This is a genomic window from Seohaeicola saemankumensis, assembly GCF_021021435.1.
In the GTDB taxonomy this organism is placed as follows: Bacteria; Pseudomonadota; Alphaproteobacteria; order Rhodobacterales; family Rhodobacteraceae; genus Seohaeicola.
In genome coordinates this window covers 309,555-324,571 of sequence record NZ_JAINWI010000003.1, presented here as the reverse complement: position 1 = coordinate 324,571, position 15,017 = coordinate 309,555, and the positions used below count along the sequence as shown (strand labels likewise).

At 60.8% G+C, this 15,017-nt stretch carries 14 protein-coding genes and 1 other RNA gene; 8 read left to right on the top strand and 7 right to left on the bottom strand.

The window, feature by feature from the left end:
• Positions 1-22: 22 nt before the first annotated feature.
• Entirely contained in the window at positions 23-661 is a 639-nt protein-coding gene (locus K7H22_RS01725) for a DUF1326 domain-containing protein (protein WP_230798902.1), read from the bottom strand.
• 15 nt (positions 662-676) lie between these two features.
• Entirely contained in the window at positions 677-1,411 is a 735-nt protein-coding gene (locus K7H22_RS01720) for a DUF2182 domain-containing protein (RefSeq protein WP_230798900.1), read from the bottom strand.
• 126 nt (positions 1,412-1,537) lie between these two features.
• Between K7H22_RS01720 and K7H22_RS01715 the strand changes: the two genes are divergently transcribed.
• The 7 genes from K7H22_RS01715 (at position 1,538) to K7H22_RS01685 (ending at position 6,500) form a co-directional block, all read left to right on the top strand.
• Complete coding sequence (locus tag K7H22_RS01715) at positions 1,538-2,275, top strand: FadR/GntR family transcriptional regulator (RefSeq protein WP_230798899.1); 738 nt, start codon at positions 1,538-1,540, stop codon at positions 2,273-2,275.
• Between the two features lie 19 nt (positions 2,276-2,294).
• Positions 2,295-2,646, top strand: a transfer-messenger RNA (tmRNA) gene (gene ssrA, locus K7H22_RS01710).
• A 132-nt stretch (positions 2,647-2,778) separates the two neighbouring features.
• A complete protein-coding gene (gene chrA / locus K7H22_RS01705; RefSeq protein WP_230798897.1) occupies positions 2,779-4,032 on the top strand; it encodes a chromate efflux transporter in 1,254 nt (417 codons plus the stop codon).
• Between the two features lie 93 nt (positions 4,033-4,125).
• Complete coding sequence (locus K7H22_RS01700; protein WP_230798895.1) at positions 4,126-4,593, top strand: SspB family protein; 468 nt, start codon at positions 4,126-4,128, stop codon at positions 4,591-4,593.
• 112 nt (positions 4,594-4,705) lie between these two features.
• Positions 4,706-6,100, top strand: a complete 1,395-nt coding sequence (fumC, locus tag K7H22_RS01695; RefSeq protein ID WP_230798893.1) for a class II fumarate hydratase — start codon at positions 4,706-4,708, stop codon at positions 6,098-6,100.
• Entirely contained in the window at positions 6,097-6,273 is a 177-nt protein-coding gene (locus tag K7H22_RS01690; protein ID WP_230798892.1) for a DUF4169 family protein, read from the top strand. The genes fumC and K7H22_RS01690 overlap by 4 nt, the downstream gene beginning before the upstream one ends.
• On the top strand, positions 6,270-6,500 hold the full coding sequence (locus tag K7H22_RS01685; protein ID WP_230798891.1) for a ribbon-helix-helix domain-containing protein: 231 nt from the start codon (positions 6,270-6,272) through the stop codon (positions 6,498-6,500). The genes K7H22_RS01690 and K7H22_RS01685 overlap by 4 nt, the downstream gene beginning before the upstream one ends.
• Here the strand turns inward: K7H22_RS01685 and K7H22_RS01680 are convergent.
• From K7H22_RS01680 to K7H22_RS01670, 3 genes are all read right to left on the bottom strand, one after another.
• Positions 6,491-7,867 (bottom strand): cytochrome P450, encoded by a 1,377-nt coding sequence (locus K7H22_RS01680; RefSeq protein ID WP_230798890.1) that lies wholly within the window; start codon positions 7,865-7,867, stop codon positions 6,491-6,493. The genes K7H22_RS01685 and K7H22_RS01680 overlap by 10 nt on opposite strands.
• Entirely contained in the window at positions 7,864-9,117 is a 1,254-nt protein-coding gene (locus K7H22_RS01675) for a hypothetical protein (RefSeq protein WP_230798889.1), read from the bottom strand. Before K7H22_RS01675 ends, K7H22_RS01680 begins: the two co-directional genes overlap by 4 nt.
• Before the next feature lie 84 nt (positions 9,118-9,201).
• Complete coding sequence (locus K7H22_RS01670) at positions 9,202-9,954, bottom strand: cytochrome c biogenesis CcdA family protein (RefSeq protein WP_230798887.1); 753 nt, start codon at positions 9,952-9,954, stop codon at positions 9,202-9,204.
• 93 nt (positions 9,955-10,047) lie between these two features.
• Here K7H22_RS01670 and K7H22_RS01665 point away from each other — a divergent pair, with 93 nt between their 5' ends.
• On the top strand, positions 10,048-10,281 hold the full coding sequence (locus K7H22_RS01665; RefSeq protein WP_230798885.1) for a sulfurtransferase TusA family protein: 234 nt from the start codon (positions 10,048-10,050) through the stop codon (positions 10,279-10,281).
• A gap of 95 nt (positions 10,282-10,376) precedes the next feature.
• On the opposite strand, the gene K7H22_RS01660 is transcribed toward K7H22_RS01665, so the two are convergent.
• Both K7H22_RS01660 and K7H22_RS01655 read right to left on the bottom strand, forming a co-directional pair.
• Complete coding sequence (locus tag K7H22_RS01660) at positions 10,377-13,199, bottom strand: Rne/Rng family ribonuclease (RefSeq protein ID WP_230798884.1); 2,823 nt, start codon at positions 13,197-13,199, stop codon at positions 10,377-10,379.
• 483 nt (positions 13,200-13,682) lie between these two features.
• Positions 13,683-15,017: a sigma-54-dependent transcriptional regulator gene (locus K7H22_RS01655; RefSeq protein WP_230798883.1), complete on the bottom strand. Its 1,335-nt coding sequence runs from the start codon at positions 15,015-15,017 to the stop codon at positions 13,683-13,685.

Here is a 15,017-nt window from a genome sequence, read left to right as displayed (position 1 = left end):
CGCTTGCCTCCCTGCCCCTCGATCAGCGGGGTCCGTGCCAATCGATCTGGCAGATTTCCGCGCTGCGCCCGTCGAAATCCCATACACGGCCAAAGGCGCGCACACGGCCCTTTGTGGCCGTGGCCACGGTGATATCCGGCCCCATCCAGTATTCGGTATTGGTCACGACGATCTCCTGATCGGGGTCTTTGCCTGCGACCGGCACAACTTCGCCGTGGATCGCCTTGCCCACCATCAGGCGGCGGGTCTTGCCCTCGGTTTCGAAGATCACGGGCGCGCGCTCGGCCCCCAGAAACTCGCTGACCAGAACTTTGAACAGGCCCGTCGTGCCGCGTGCAGCACCCGAGAAAATGTTGACCAGCCCCTCGTAGGCGGCGTCCGAGGCGCGCTCGTCGATGTAAGCCGCCGCTTTCCAGTTGCCGCGCGCCATCAGGCCGGGGATTTCCAGCAAAAGCCCGACATTGAGGCCCGAGATATCCTCGTCACCGTAATGGCCCTCGTCGATGCGGATGCCCGACCATGCCTGACAATAGCCCTCTGTGGGCGCGTGTTTACCCAGACTGACGACGCAGGGGCAAAATACTGTGCAGTTGCAGTTCAGGATCAGCTCGCCCTTGATCGCCCAAGGGACTGTTCCGACTGCGTTTTGATCCAAAGCCATGTTTTTCTCTCTCCCTTAGATGGCGCGCAGCGCCAGAATTATTGCAGACAGGACCAGCGCCGCACCCAGTGGCCGTGTCAGGATACGCCCGTATTGCGGCAGTTTCTCGATCACCATGATCAGGGTGGCCAGCCCCATAAAGGCGATGTTCATCACACCGCCCACGAAGGCCAGAAGCATCAAGGCCCAGCAGCAGCCCAAACAGACCAGACCAAGGCGCAATCCGTTGCGCAGCGGTCCTTCCTCCCAATGGGCCATGAAAAACGTAAGCGGTGCGCGGCATTTGCTCAGGCAGGCCTCTTTCACCGGCGAAAACTGGTAGAGCCCCGCTAGCAGCAACAGCCCCGCTGACAGCCCAAGGGACAGGCTGTCGCCAAAGGCACTGACCAGTCCGGCGCTGAACAGCGCCATTTGCAGCCCTGCTGCCAGCACGGAAAAGCCCAGCCAGACGGCCATGTAGCCCGATACCAGCGCGCCAAAGCGGGTTTGCGTGCTGCGCCCCAGATCGTCATAGGTGGCGAATGCGGGCAGCGCCGTGGGTGCCATCATCGCCGCCGCCATCAAGGCCCACATCAAAGTGACACGGCCAAATCCGGCCGCATCCGGCGTCACGGTGCACAGGCTTTCCCAGAATGCCGCGCCGAACATCCGCGCCGAGGCACGCAGGTCGGCAGGTAGGGCCATCGCATAAAGGACAATCCATGCGCTAACGATCAGTGCGAACAGCGCCAACCAATGCGGCGCGCCCATTGCTCTGATCCGGTCTGACAGCATGTTCTCCCCCAAGCATGAAAGGGCGACTCGCTTCGTCGCCTTCCGCTTGCAATTAAATTGTCAGACAATTAGCTTCCTCGTAAACCCCCAATTGTCAGACATATGAAACTTGACCCCGCCAGCGCCAAAGACCTCTCCGCCCAGATTGCCGCGGCAATCGGGGATGAGATCGTATCTGGCAAGCTGATCGTGGATGCGCGCCTGCCCTCCGAGGCGGAACTGGCCGAGCATTTTCAGGTGTCGCGCCCGACCGTGCGCGAGGCGCTCAAGCGCCTTGCCGCGCAGTCGCTGATCCGCACACAACGCGGCGCGACCGGCGGTGCCTTTGTGAACCGGTTATCGTTCGAACAGGCTTACGGGCAGCAAATCACGACCTCGACCCTGCTTTTGTCGATGAACGCGGTCAGTTTCGATGTCGCCTGCGAGGCGCGCTATGCGCTGGAACGGGCCTGTGCCCCTTTATGCGCGGCCCGGCGTGGAGAGGCCCATCTGGACCGGATGCGTACCGAGATTGCTGTGCAATCGGATCCTGCCCTGTCGGACGAGGATTTCTGCGCCTCGGACGTGGCCTTTCACCGCGCGCTTGTAGATGGGGCGGGCAATCCGGTGCTGTCCTATCATCTGGCAGGTGCGGTCGAGGCAATGCAGCCCCTGATGAACATGATCACCTTTACCGCGCGGTCCCGCAGCGCGATCATCGACTTGCACAGCCGTATCGCCGGTGCGATCGCAGCGCAGGATGCCGCCGCCGCTGATGCGGCCCTCAGCGAGTTGGCCGAGTATACGCTGGGCCTTGGCCGCGATGTGATGGCCGCGCGGCAGTCCCGCGCGCGGGACTGATAGCATCTGCTGCATTTGACCCCTTCAAATGCGCTGCGCCCTGCCCTATATTCAACCTGTCTGGCAACAGACTATGGACATAAACGCGCTCGTAATACGCGGATCGGACCCGGGGGCGGTACCCGGCAGCTCCACCAAAACCCGTTCATTTGGCGGCAATGGGGCTGAAACAGGATCGACGAACGTCTAAAGGGGTTATGCTTTGTCTCGGTGAGGTACCACCGTTATCGGTCCGAAAAGTACAATTGCAAATGACAATCGTGCTCCGGTAGCAATGGCCGCGTAAGCGGTCGGCGATATCGAAACTTAAGCCCTTAGGCTTAGCAGCTTAAGGCGGGGTTCGCAGGCACCTGGCAACAGAAGCCTGCACTTTCTCCTCCATTCGCACCATCATGGCCGCTTTGTCTGCGACATACGCCTGTTACGACGGTAACACGGGTCTGGTCTTGCGGTTGGCAGGCGTTACTCTATGCGCTGCCGCACAGGACAAGGAACCAGCACAGATGCGTGACGCCCCCAGCCATAGCGACCTGATCCGTGTCTTTGGACGAATCGGGTTGCTGTCCTTCGGTGGCCCCGCAGCACAGATCGCCCTGATGCAGCGCGAACTGGTCGAGGAGCGCAACTGGCTGGACCAGCCGACATTCCTGCGCGCGTTGTCGTTTTGCATGCTCTTGCCCGGCCCCGAGGCGATGCAATTGGCCACCTATACCGGATGGCGACTGCGCGGCACTTTGGGAGGGCTGATCGCGGGCGGGCTGTTCGTGCTGCCCGGCGCGCTGGTGATCTTTGCACTGGCGCTGGCCTATGCCAGCTACGGCCAGTTACCGGTTGTCCAGGCGCTGTTTCTGGGGATCAAGGCCGCTGTTGTCGTGATCGTTCTGATGGCGTTGCGCGGGCTGGCCGCGCGGGCCCTGCGCGGACGGGCGGATATGGTTATCGCAGCGTTGTCTTTTGCGGGCATATTCCTGTTGCAACTGCCCTTCCCGCTCATCATCGCGCTCGCTGCCCTGTGGGGTTTTGCAAACAGCGCATCCGATGCAGCGCCAATGGCTGTGCCCGCGAAGGTTCCGCTGCGCCGGACGCTGGCCACGGCATCTGTCTGGCTGGTTATCTGGCTGGTGCCCCTCGCCCTGCTGCTGGTGTTCGAGCGCGGTTTGCTGGCCGATCTGGGGCTGTTCTTCTCGACTCTGGCAATCGTCACCTTTGGCGGGGCTTATGCGGTGCTCGCCTATATGACCCAAGCGGTCGTCACCGATTTCGGCTGGTTAAGCACCGCGCAGATGATTGATGCGCTGGGTCTGGCCGAAACCACACCCGGCCCGCTCATTCTGGTCACGCAGTTTGTGGGTGTTCTGACAGGCATCGCCCAAAGCGGGCCGCTGATGGGCGTCATTGCAGGGATCGTGACCCTGTGGATGACCTTTACGCCCTGCTTTTTATGGATATTTACCGGTGCCCCCTATATCGACGCGCTGTCGCATCGCCCGCGGTTGCGCGGTGCTCTGGCCAGCATCACGGCTGCCGTCGTGGGGGTGATCCTCAACCTTTCGTTGTGGTTTGCCCTGCATGTAATCTTTGCCGCTGTGAACACCACGCGGTTCGGGCCTATGCCGGTCTGGGACAGTTTCCAATGGCAGGCCGCCGCCCTGACAGTGCTTGCCCTATTGATGCATCTGCGGCTTGCACTGCCCCTGCCCGCTTTTCTGGCGGTGATGGCCGTGGCGGGTTTCGCCCTCAGTCAGGCAGGTTTCTGACGGCCCTCTTGTCCTTGGGGGATTTTTTGCGCACCTGTCTTTTGTTTTATCCCGAATCCCCTATGCTGGCTACGTAGGTCCAAGGGAAACGATATGTCGCGCAACATTGATTACGGCAATCTGATGCATCGTGCGATGCGTAGCCTGATTCAGGAAGTCTTGCAGGATGTCGCGGCGCATGGCTTGCCCGGCGCGCATCATTTCTTCATCACCTTCGACACAACCCATCCGCAAGCCAAGCTGGCGGATTGGCTGCGCGACCGGTACCCGTCGGAAATGACGGTGGTGATGCAGCACTGGTATGACAATCTGGATGTGCAGGATGACGGTTTCTCGGTCTCGCTGAATTTTGGCGAAAACCCGGAGCCGCTTTATATCCCTTATGACGCGATCAAGACTTTCGTGGACCCTTCCGTTGAATTTGGCCTGCGCTTTGAGACCCATAGCCGCGAGGACGAGGAGGAAGACGAGGATGATGACGGCGATGACGATGATCCGCGCGACCCTTCCGGCGGTCACAAGGAAGCCGAAGTCGTGCGTCTGGATACCTTCCGCAAATAAGCTCAAACCACTGCGTTTTTCCGGCTTCTATGCGGTATGCGAAAGCATACAATATTGATCTTGTCGCCCGTTCCGGTATGAGGGGCGCAAATCCACCGCAAAGGGCAAGGCCATGACCAATATCCGCGTAGAGACCGACAGCTTCGGCCCTCTGGACGTTCCAGCCGACAAATACTGGGGCGCGCAGACGCAACGCTCTATCCAGAACTTCCCCATCGGCTGGGAACGCCAGCCCATCGCCATCGTGCGCGCGCTGGGCGTGATCAAGAAAGCCGCTGCCATCGTCAATGAAAGTTTCGGTGATCTGGATGCAAACCTGTCCAAAGCAATCCAGCAAGCCGCGACCGAGGTGATCGAGGGCAAGTTCGACGACAACTTTCCGCTTGTCGTCTGGCAGACCGGATCGGGCACACAGTCAAACATGAACGCGAACGAAGTGATCTCGAACCGCGCGATCGAGATCATGGGCGGCGTTATGGGATCGAAATCCCCTGTCCACCCGAACGACCATTGCAATATGGGCCAGTCATCCAACGACACTTTCCCGACCGCGATGCATGTCGCCATCGGCATGATGGCGCGTGACACGCTGTTGCCAGGTCTGCGCAAACTCCACGCCGCACTGGTTGCGAAATCTGATGAATTCAAGGATATCATCAAGATCGGCCGCACCCATACGCAGGATGCGACCCCGCTCACGCTGGGGCAGGAATTCGGCGGCTATGCCCATCAGGTGAAAAAGGGAATTGAACGGGTCGAGGCTTGCCTGCCCGATATCTATGAACTGGCACAGGGTGGTACGGCTGTTGGCACCGGATTGAACACGCGGGTCGGTTTTGCTGAAAAGGTTGCAGCGGAAATCGCGGGTATTACCGGCCTGCCCTTCGTTACGGCCCCCAACAAGTTCGAGGCGCTGGCCGCCCATGACGCGATGGTCATGTTCTCGGGCGCGCTGAAAACCGTGGCGGGATCGTTGTTCAAGATCGCCAATGACATGCGCCTTCTGGGGTCCGGCCCGCGGTCCGGTCTGGGCGAGTTGATTCTGCCCGAAAACGAGCCGGGATCGTCGATCATGCCTGGGAAGGTCAACCCGACGCAGGCCGAGGCGCTGACCATGGTCTGCGCGCATGTGATGGGCAATGACGCCGCCGTTGGCTTTGCCGGATCGCAAGGCCATTTCGAATTGAACGTCTATAACCCAATGATGTCCTATAACGTGCTGCAAAGCATGCAGCTTCTGGGCGATGCGGCGGGATCGTTTACAGATAACATGGTGGTAGGCACGCAAGCCAATGTGGTGCGGATCGACAAGCTGATGAAAGAATCGCTGATGCTGGTCACCGCACTTGCGCCCACGATCGGCTATGACAATGCCACCAAGGTCGCCAAGACCGCGCATAAGAACGGCACGACGCTGAAGGAAGAAGCCATCGCGCTGGGTCTTGTGGACGCGGAGACATTTGACCGCGTGGTGCGCCCCGAAGACATGATCGGACCCAAGGGGTGAGCACACCGGTCAGTCTGAACCGTGTACGAAAAGACAAGGCGCGGGCCGAAGCCAAGGCCCGCGCAGACGAGAACGCCGTGAAATTCGGGCGCAGCAAGGCTGACAAAGATCTTGAGAAAGCCAAAGCCGCACAGATGCAGCGCGTGCTGGACGCGCATCGCAAGGCCCCATGACAGGCGGTCCCGTCAAACATTCCCTGACATTACGCGGTCACCGCACCAGTGTCACCCTCGAGCCCGACTTCTGGCAGGCACTTCGAGATATTGCGACAAGTAAAGACATTCCAATCAATGTCTTGGCGGCGCAAATTGATGAATCGCGCGAGGCTGATATCGGGCTTGCCTCGGCCATCCGCGTCTATGTCCTGCGCCATTACCGTGCGGCGTCACATCACAGTTGATCGCGTGGGGTGATCTGCAACCAGATACCCTCCTTCGCCCGTACCGTCAGATGCGCGACAGGCACCGGCACACGCTCCGCCACCGCTTTGAACCGGAAGGCGCGCACCAGCATCGACAGGATCAACGGCCCCTCGACCATCGCAAAGCCCGCGCCTGTGCACACCCTTGCGCCGGTCGAGAACGGGATGAACGCCTCGCGCAGGCAGCCCTTGCCATTCTCGGTACCCCAACGGGCAGGATCGAACCCGTCGGGGTTATCCCACAGCCGTGTATGGCGGTGCAGATGCCACGGGCTGATCACGATCTGCGCGCCTGGAGCCACATCGCGGTCTCGCAGACGTTCCGGACAGGAGGTCTCGCGCACCATCATCGGCACGGGCGGATAGAGGCGCAACGCCTCGCGGAACACATCGCGGCTGATCCTGAGGCGTGACACTGCGGAAAAATCCATCTCGTCCAGCGCCTGCGCCTCTTCGGCGATCCGGTCCTGCCAGTCGGGATGGGTCGCCAGCAGGTACAGCGTCCATGCCAGCGCGGATGCGCTTGTCTCATGGCCTGCCAGAAAGAAAATCGCCACCTGATCCACCATCTCGTCGGTACTGAAATGCGCACCCGTTTCTGGATCGGCGGTTGTCATGATCTTGGTGGCCAGATCGTCAGGGGCGTTGCCAGCGTCGATCTCGTGCCGTCGTGCTGCGGTCAGGGCCGTGATCAGGCCGCGGATCGCGGCGGCTGTGCGCCTTGTACTGCGGCGATGGAAACGGGGAAACCAGCGCGGCACAGGCAGGAATGCCGCGATATTCAGGATCGGCTGGCTGCGTTGATACTCGCGGAATTCATGGAACACACGTGACGCTGTCTCGTTCTCGATCGGGATCGAGAACAGCGTGCGGAAAATCACATCCGCCGCAACATGGCTGGTGACCTCCTCGACCTCGATCGGGGTGTGGCCATGCGCCTCAACCTGTCCGCCTAACCGCGCGACTGCGGCCTGTGCGGCATCCCGCATCGCCGGAAAAGTGTCGCGCAGGCGTCCCCCCTCGAAGGCCGGATCAATGATCCGCCTTTGCCTTTCCCAGACGTCGCCATTGGTCAGAAAGACCGAATTGCCCAGCAAGGGCCGCAAGCCTTCAGCCACGCGCATGGATTTGGGAAAGTCGCGGGGCCGTTCCTTCAGCACCAGCCGGACCAGTTCGGGTTGGTTCGCCAGATAGGATCGAAAAAACGGCGTGCGGAACTCGGCCATCCACGCGCGATACAGGCGCGCGGGTTGTGCCGACAGGATATCCTCGCGAAAGAGCCGCATATACCGCCAGAGCGACACCTTGTCAGGGCGCACAGGGGGTTTGGGTGGCAGTTGCGTCATGCCGCCACCGAGACATGACCGGACACAGACCTTTCGATCCGCGATTTCGAAGGCGCCCGCCCGTCATAGCGCGCGGCAAGGGTGACAGGACCCGCTGTGATGGCGAAATAGTCGTAGTCCCCCGGACGATCGAAGGCACAGAGATACTGGAAATGCAGCCGGAAGAACCGCCAGCGGAGTTCTTTCCAGCGCGCAGGGCTGAGGGTTTGTGTAAAAGCTGCCGACAGGACCAGCGGCCAGCGTTTGCCCGCGCGCGCCACGCCCGAGACAGCGACCGGATCGCAAAGCGCGAAAGCGCAGCCATCACCGGGGGCTGTGACATCAACCCAAGTCAGGGCAGCGCTTTCACTGAGATACTGCAAATCCGCCCTCAGGCGATGAGCCTGCGGCAGAAAAGACAGCATCGGCACCACCTGCCCCAAGGACAGAAAAGCCAGGTCTGGCCCTTCGTCCGGCACCCGCCCCGCACGGATCAGATCGGCCAGCACCGACACCGCCAGATGTGCGCCGGATGAATGGCCCACAACCAGCACCTCGTCCACAGGGTCGCGCAGGGCCGCGGCGATGGCATGTCCAAATTCCTGCATCCGCTGCTCCAGCGCAGGCGGATTGGCTCCGCGCAAATGCGCCGAAAACGCATAGTCATGCATCAGGTAATAGGCAAAAAAGCGACCGTCACGCGCGCGGAACCAGCGCAGGATGGCCCAAGCCAGACCAAGCGCGCCGCAGAAGGCACCAAGGTGCAGCAGCGTGCCACCCAAGGCCCCATCCCATCCTGCCCAAACTGTCAGTCCGGCCGACAGCCGGACCACGGCCCATCCTGCCACTAGAGCCAGAGCAAGCTGTGCCAGCAGGAACACCACCGGATAGAGCGCGGCAATCACCGGTCCTTTCCGCAAGCGCATCAATCGCGCCAGCGCACCGCTGCCGACATAGATCCACGCGGTTCGCAACAGTTGCAGATAGGTCGACAGGATGGTGTTGGACATGCTGTCGCGCACGATATCTGACCAGACCAGCACCTCGCAGGTCATGTCGATGCGATCCGCCCCGAAGCGCCCCTCGACCTGCCAGCCATAAGCACCGCCGTCCGTTTTGGGTCGCAAGGCGATATCATAGCCCGAGATCGCCGCCTGTGTAGCGCCTTCCTTGCGATACAGTTCGCGGTAGCGTCGCGGATGGATCGGATCATAGCCGGGAATATAGAACACCCTGCGCCGCAGGACTTTTTTCGGGGACATACTGCTCATCCGCACCTCGTTACCGAAGGTATGGTAACGCAGCTTTCCGGTATGTGTAAGGCATTTGCGAGGCGCAGACTGGTCGCAAGGCGGTCAGCCCAGAACGGCCAATGCGGGGAAGGTTTCCAGCAGCCAGAAGGAAAAGGCCGAGAAGCCGCCTGTGAGCATCATTAACCCGATGGTCCAGAGCAACAGACCCATGACTTTCTCGATCCGGTCCATGTGGCGTTTCATCCAGCCCATGACACCTTTCAACCTTGGCAGGAAGGCCGCGACCAGCAAGAAAGGGATGCCAAGCCCCGCCGCATAGATCCCAAGCAGGAAGGTTCCGCGCGTGACGGACGCTTCGGATGCGGCAATCGACAGGATCGCGCCGAGTTGCGGGCCGATGCAGGGTGTCCAGCCGAAGGCGAAAGCCAAGCCCAGGATATAGGCTCCAAACGCCGAACCGCCCCGGTCACCGGCATCCAGCCGTGCCTCGCGGTCCAGAAAGGGTATACGGTAGACACCGATGAAATGCGCCCCGAAAGCCATCACAAGAATGCCCGCTACGGTATTGAAATAGCTTTGATATTGTAGGAAGGCCACGCCAATCGCTGATGCGGTGAACCCCAGAAACAGGAACACCGTCGACAGGCCCATCACAAAGAACAGCGCCGGCAACAAGGCGCGGTTGCGACCTTCCTTGCCGTTTTGCAAATCGGCCAGTGAAACCCCGCTCATATAGGCCAGATAGGGCGGCACAATCGGCAGAACGCAGGGGCTGAGAAAGGACAGCACCCCCGCAAAAAGGGCCACGATCATGGCGGGCATCAAGCCTGCGTCGATGATTTCGATTCCGAACATGGCAAAGCCTTACGGTATCCTGGGGATAAGGTCACGCGCGGCTTTGTCACATCCTTGTGGACAGCGCGTGAGAGCGCTTTTATGAGACAGCCCATGCAAGATGAAACCGAGATTGATGCGATCGGGCTGCTGTGTCCCCTGCCGGTCCTGAAAGCGCGCAAGGCTCTTGGGACCTTGCCTGAGGGGGCGGTTCTGCGGCTGTTGGCCAGCGATCCGGCAGCGATTGTGGACGTGCCGCATTTCTGCGCGCAATCCGGCCATGAGTTTCTGGACCTGCGAGAAGCGAGCGATCATGTCGTCTACCGTCTTCGCAAGGGTCCGTCCTGACGCATGCGGGTCAAGGGGCAGTGAAAGGCATTATCGCCGATAAGAAAAAACCGCCCCGTGGGGCGGTTTTTCTTGGCTTCACTGGTAGCTAAGGCTTAGCGGCCCAAAGACCACCAGCCTTTGCGCTTGGGCTTGTCGGCTTCTTCGACTGCTTCGGCCTTAGCGGGCGCTGGCGACGGCGCAACGGTCTCAGCCACTTCTTTCTGCGGTGCCACGGGTGCCTCTGCGGGCGCAGATGCTATGGGTTCGGCAACGGGAGCGGCGACTTCAGCCTTGTCGGGTGTCGTCTCGACCACTGCATCCTTGGCCGGTTTGACCGCGCGACTGCGGGTCGCCGGCTTCTTGGCCGCTGGCTTGTCAGCGACTTCGCCCTTGCCAGATTCTGCTGCGGCCGCCGCTTTCGCCGCGGCTGCCTTTGTCGGCGCTTTGGGCGTTGCGGTCTTGGTTGCGGCTGCCTTGGGCTTGGCTGGTGCGCGTGGTTTCGCCGGCGCTTTGGCGGCGGGCTTGTCCTTGGTTTCATCCGCCGCTTTATCCGCGGTGCTGGCGCGGCTCGATGCCGACCTCGTGCGCGTCACGGTCTTGCGCGGAGCTTTCTCCGCTGGAGGTTCCGCGACAGGTTCTTCTGCCTCTGCCTCTGCCTCAGCCTCAGCCTCTGCTACAGTCTCGGCAACCGGCTTTGCTACAGCAACGGCAGGCGTGGCGTGATCATCTGCGTCTTCTGCAGCGTCATCGCCCTCATCTGCACCGTTATCCTCGTCATTGCCGTTGTCGTTGCCGTTTTCACCATCGGCATTCGATTTCGAGCGACCACGCCGACGACGCCGACGGCGCTTCTTGGGCTTGCCCTCTTCATCCGTGGTCTCGGGATTGCGCGGGCTACGCTCGGCCTGCTCGCTGCGTTCTGAACCGGCCGCGGCTGCTGCGGCGGCTTCTGCCGCGGCCTCTTCAGCCTCTTCCAGATCCCATGCTGACACACCGCTCTCCGCCTCATCCATCGACGCGGAGTCCGTCGATACGATCTGCGGCAGTTCGACGACAACGCGGGTGGCTGTCTTGAACTTCTCCATCGTGAAATCGGGGCTGATCAAAACGGGATCACCCTCGATCCGCACCGACAGGCCATAGCGCCCTTCGATCTGGGCAATATGGTCGCGCTTCATGTTCATCAGGTAGTTGGCGATGCCCACGGGGGCTTTCACCAGAACCTCGCGCGAGCGGCGGCGCACCCCTTCTTCCTCGATCTGGCGCAAGATCGACAGCGACAGGTTGTCATCCGAGCGGATCAGACCGGTTCCGTGGCAATGGGCGCAGGGTTGGGTCGTCGCCTCGATCATGCCGGGACGCAGACGCTGGCGCGACATTTCCATCAGGCCGAAGCCGCTGATGCGGCCCACCTGAATGCGGGCCCGGTCGGTTTTCAGCTTGTCCTTGATCTTCTTTTCCACGGCGGCGTTATTGCGGCGCTCGTCCATATCGATAAAGTCGATCACGATCAGACCTGCCAGATCGCGCAGGCGCAACTGACGGGCCACTTCCTCGGCGGCTTCAAGGTTGGTCTTGAGGGCGGTTTCCTCGATCGAGCCTTCCTTGGTGGCCCTCCCCGAGTTGACGTCGATGGCGACAAGCGCCTCTGTCACGCCGATCACGATATAACCGCCCGATTTCAACTGCACGGTCGGGTTGAACATCGAGGAAAGATAGCTTTCGACCTGATGGCGCGCGAAAAGCGGCATCTGGTCGCGGTAGTGTTTCACGTTCACAGCGTGGGACGGCATGATCATTTTCATGAAGTCCTTGGCAATGCGGTAACCGCGCTCGCCCTCGACCAGCACCTCGTCAATCTCGCGGCTGTAAAGGTCGCGGATCGAGCGTTTGATCAGATCGCCCTCTTCATAGATTTTCGCAGGCGCAATGGATTTCAGCGTCAACTCGCGGATCTGCTCCCACAGGCGCAACAGATATTCATAATCGCGCTTTATCTCGGTCTTTGTGCGCTTGGCCCCAGCAGTTCGCACGATCAGACCTGCACCTTGCGGCACGTCGATCTCGTTGGCGATTTCCTTGAGCTTCTTGCGGTCCACGGCATTCGTAATCTTGCGACTGATACCGCCGCCACGGGCTGTGTTGGGCATCAACACGCAATAACGACCGGCCAGCGACAGATAGGTGGTCAGTGCAGCACCCTTGTTGCCGCGTTCTTCCTTGACGACCTGCACCAACAGGATCTGCCGGACCTTGATGACTTCCTGGATCTTGTAGCGCCGTGCACGGGGCTTGCGGACAGGGCGGATATCTTCGGCGTCGTCATCATCCGCGACGGATTCGATGCTGTCATCGCGCTCCATCGTCTCGACCAGACCGTCATCATCCTCTTCATCGCCCGGCAGTTCGTTTTCAGGCTCTTCGACCGGAGTCTCGCCAACCACTTCCATCGGCGATGTGCCCTCGGCGATATCGGCCTCGTCGAGGTCGATGGTCTCCATACCGGCGATTTCATCGCCTTCCGCATCGCGGGTTGCAACAACGTCGTCGGATTTGACGGATTCCGCGCGGTTGCGTCCACCGGACCGCGAGCGCGAACGGCTGGAGCGTGGTTTTTCCTCGTCATCCTCGCGGCGCTGCGCGTCGGCATAGGCCTGTTCTTCCTCCATCAACGCCTTACGGTCGGCGACGGGGATCTGGTAGTAATCCGGGTGGATTTCCGAGAAGGCCAGAAAACCGTGACGGTTTCCGCCGTAATCCACAAAAGCTGCCTGCAGCGAGGGTTCAACCCGCGTGACTTTTGCCAGATAGATATTGCCAGCTAGCTGGCGCTTGTTTTCAGATTCAAAATCAAACTCTTCGACTTTGTTTCCATCCACCACAACAACGCGGGTCTCTTCCGCGTGTGTGGCGTCGATTAGCATTTTCTTGGCCATGTTTTCCAATTGCACAGCGGCGTGCGCCCGGTCCCGGGGGACGGGGCGTTTGCGGCATGTGTCTGTCAGGGGCGAGGGAAATGGCACGCGCACAACGTCCGGTCATTCTGCATTCCCCGTGCGAGGACATGTGCCCCCCAAGGGACATGATGATGGGATCAGTTGCTCTCGCGCGCCTCATCGCGTTTCTTCTCCGACGCCCGCATGTGATGGGGCGCCCGTTCAAGGCCTTCGCCGCCCCGTTTGCACGAGGGGTTCGGGGGTTCGTCAGTCCCGTTTCCGGGGCTCAATCGGTCTGCCTCAGCCGTGCCGGATCATCCTACACTTCGCCGATGCAGCGAAACTCTATGGCGGGCCACCATCGGTGCCACAACCCATGGGGCACCATAGCGGCAGGGTGGTGGATAAGACAATGGGGAAAATAGAAAAGGCGGCGCGGGCAAAGGGTCTGTTCCCTGCCCGCGCCGCCATGTCCGCCAGCGTTTACAGGTAATCCGAGCGTTGCAGGCCGTATTTGGCCATTTTCTCGTTCAAGGTCCGGCGCGGCAGGCACAATTCATCCATGACCGCCGCGATCGAGCCCTTGTGCCGCCGCATGGTATTATCGATCAGCATCCGCTCGAATGCCTCGACATATTCCTTGAGGGGTTTGCCCTCAGTGGTCATGACGGGCTGCATTTCCTCGTTATCGGTCATCAGCAGCGAGGCGATCGTTCCCGACCCGCGCCGCGATTGCAGCACGGCGCGTTCCGCCACGTTGATCAACTGGCGCACATTGCCCGGCCAAGGGGCCTGCAACAGTTGTGCGGCCTCCTGCGCGCTAACCTTGGGCGCGTCGCAACCATATTCATCGGCGAACTGCTCGGACAGACGGGTGAACAGCGTCAGAATATCCTCACCACGCTGGCGCAGCGGTGGCAACGTGATCCTGAGAGCCGCCAGCCGGTAGAACAGATCAGGCCGCAGCGCATCTTCCGAGGTGCGGTCCTGCTCCTGCAGGTTACTGATCGCCACAATCCGTGTCTCGGCCGGGGTGCCCTGCTCGTTGATAAAGCTCATCAAACGGGCCTGCAGGCTGTCGGTCAGTGCCTCGACATCCTCAAGCACCAAGGTGCCGCCGCGTGCTTCCTCGACGGCGGGCAACTGGCTGTCCTCGGGCATCATCGGCCCGAAAAGGCGCTTTGCCAGCTTGTCCTCGTCATAGGCGGCGCAAGAGATCAACACAAATTTGCGCCCTGCCCGCGCGCCCACGGCATGCAGCGCATGGGCGACAAGGGTTTTGCCGGTCCCGGTTTCACCGTCGATCAGCACGTGACCGTCGGCTTGACCGAGATCCAGAATATCCTCGCGCAGGCGCTCCATCGCGGGGCTGGTGCCGATCAGTTTCTTCATCAACTGGCTGCCATCCGACAACTCGCGCCGCAGGGCGCGGTTGTCCAGCGTGAGGCGGCGGTTATTGGTCGCCTTGCGCGCCAGTTCATTCATCCGGTCGGGGTTGAACGGCTTTTCCAGAAAATCGAATGCGCCCACGCGCATCGCCTCGACCGCCATGGGAACATCGCCATGCCCTGTGATCATGATCACCGGCAAGGTGCTGTCGCTGCCCATCAGTTTCTTCAGGAACTGCATCCCGTCCATACCCGGCATCTTGATGTCGGAAATCACGATTCCCGGATAATCCGGCCCCAGAACCTTCAGTGCGTCCTCGGCGCTGGCAAAAGTTTCGGTGTCATAGCCTGACAAGGCCAGCCACTGACTGATGGACTGCCGCATATCCTGTTCGTCATCGACGATGGCAATCTTCATGCCTTTGGTCAT

Excerpts from the sequence above, each read along its gene's own strand:
- K7H22_RS01725 (WP_230798902.1), bottom strand. The coding sequence starts at position 661 with ATGGCTTTGGATCAAAACGCAGTCGGAACAGTCCCTTGGGCGATCAAG.
- K7H22_RS01720 (WP_230798900.1), bottom strand. The coding sequence starts at position 1,411 with ATGGGCGCGCCGCATTGGTTGGCGCTGTTCGCACTGATCGTTAGCGCA.
- K7H22_RS01715 (WP_230798899.1), top strand. The coding sequence starts at position 1,538 with ATGAAACTTGACCCCGCCAGCGCCAAAGACCTCTCCGCCCAGATTGCC.
- chrA (WP_230798897.1), top strand. The coding sequence starts at position 2,779 with ATGCGTGACGCCCCCAGCCATAGCGACCTGATCCGTGTCTTTGGACGA.
- K7H22_RS01700 (WP_230798895.1), top strand. The coding sequence starts at position 4,126 with ATGTCGCGCAACATTGATTACGGCAATCTGATGCATCGTGCGATGCGT.
- fumC (WP_230798893.1), top strand. The coding sequence starts at position 4,706 with ATGACCAATATCCGCGTAGAGACCGACAGCTTCGGCCCTCTGGACGTT.
- K7H22_RS01685 (WP_230798891.1), top strand. The coding sequence starts at position 6,270 with ATGACAGGCGGTCCCGTCAAACATTCCCTGACATTACGCGGTCACCGC.
- K7H22_RS01680 (WP_230798890.1), bottom strand. The coding sequence starts at position 7,867 with ATGACGCAACTGCCACCCAAACCCCCTGTGCGCCCTGACAAGGTGTCG.
- K7H22_RS01675 (WP_230798889.1), bottom strand. The coding sequence starts at position 9,117 with ATGAGCAGTATGTCCCCGAAAAAAGTCCTGCGGCGCAGGGTGTTCTAT.
- K7H22_RS01670 (WP_230798887.1), bottom strand. The coding sequence starts at position 9,954 with ATGTTCGGAATCGAAATCATCGACGCAGGCTTGATGCCCGCCATGATC.
- K7H22_RS01665 (WP_230798885.1), top strand. The coding sequence starts at position 10,048 with ATGCAAGATGAAACCGAGATTGATGCGATCGGGCTGCTGTGTCCCCTG.
- K7H22_RS01660 (WP_230798884.1), bottom strand. The coding sequence starts at position 13,199 with ATGGCCAAGAAAATGCTAATCGACGCCACACACGCGGAAGAGACCCGC.
- K7H22_RS01655 (WP_230798883.1), bottom strand. The coding sequence starts at position 15,017 with ATGACCAAAGGCATGAAGATTGCCATCGTCGATGACGAACAGGATATG.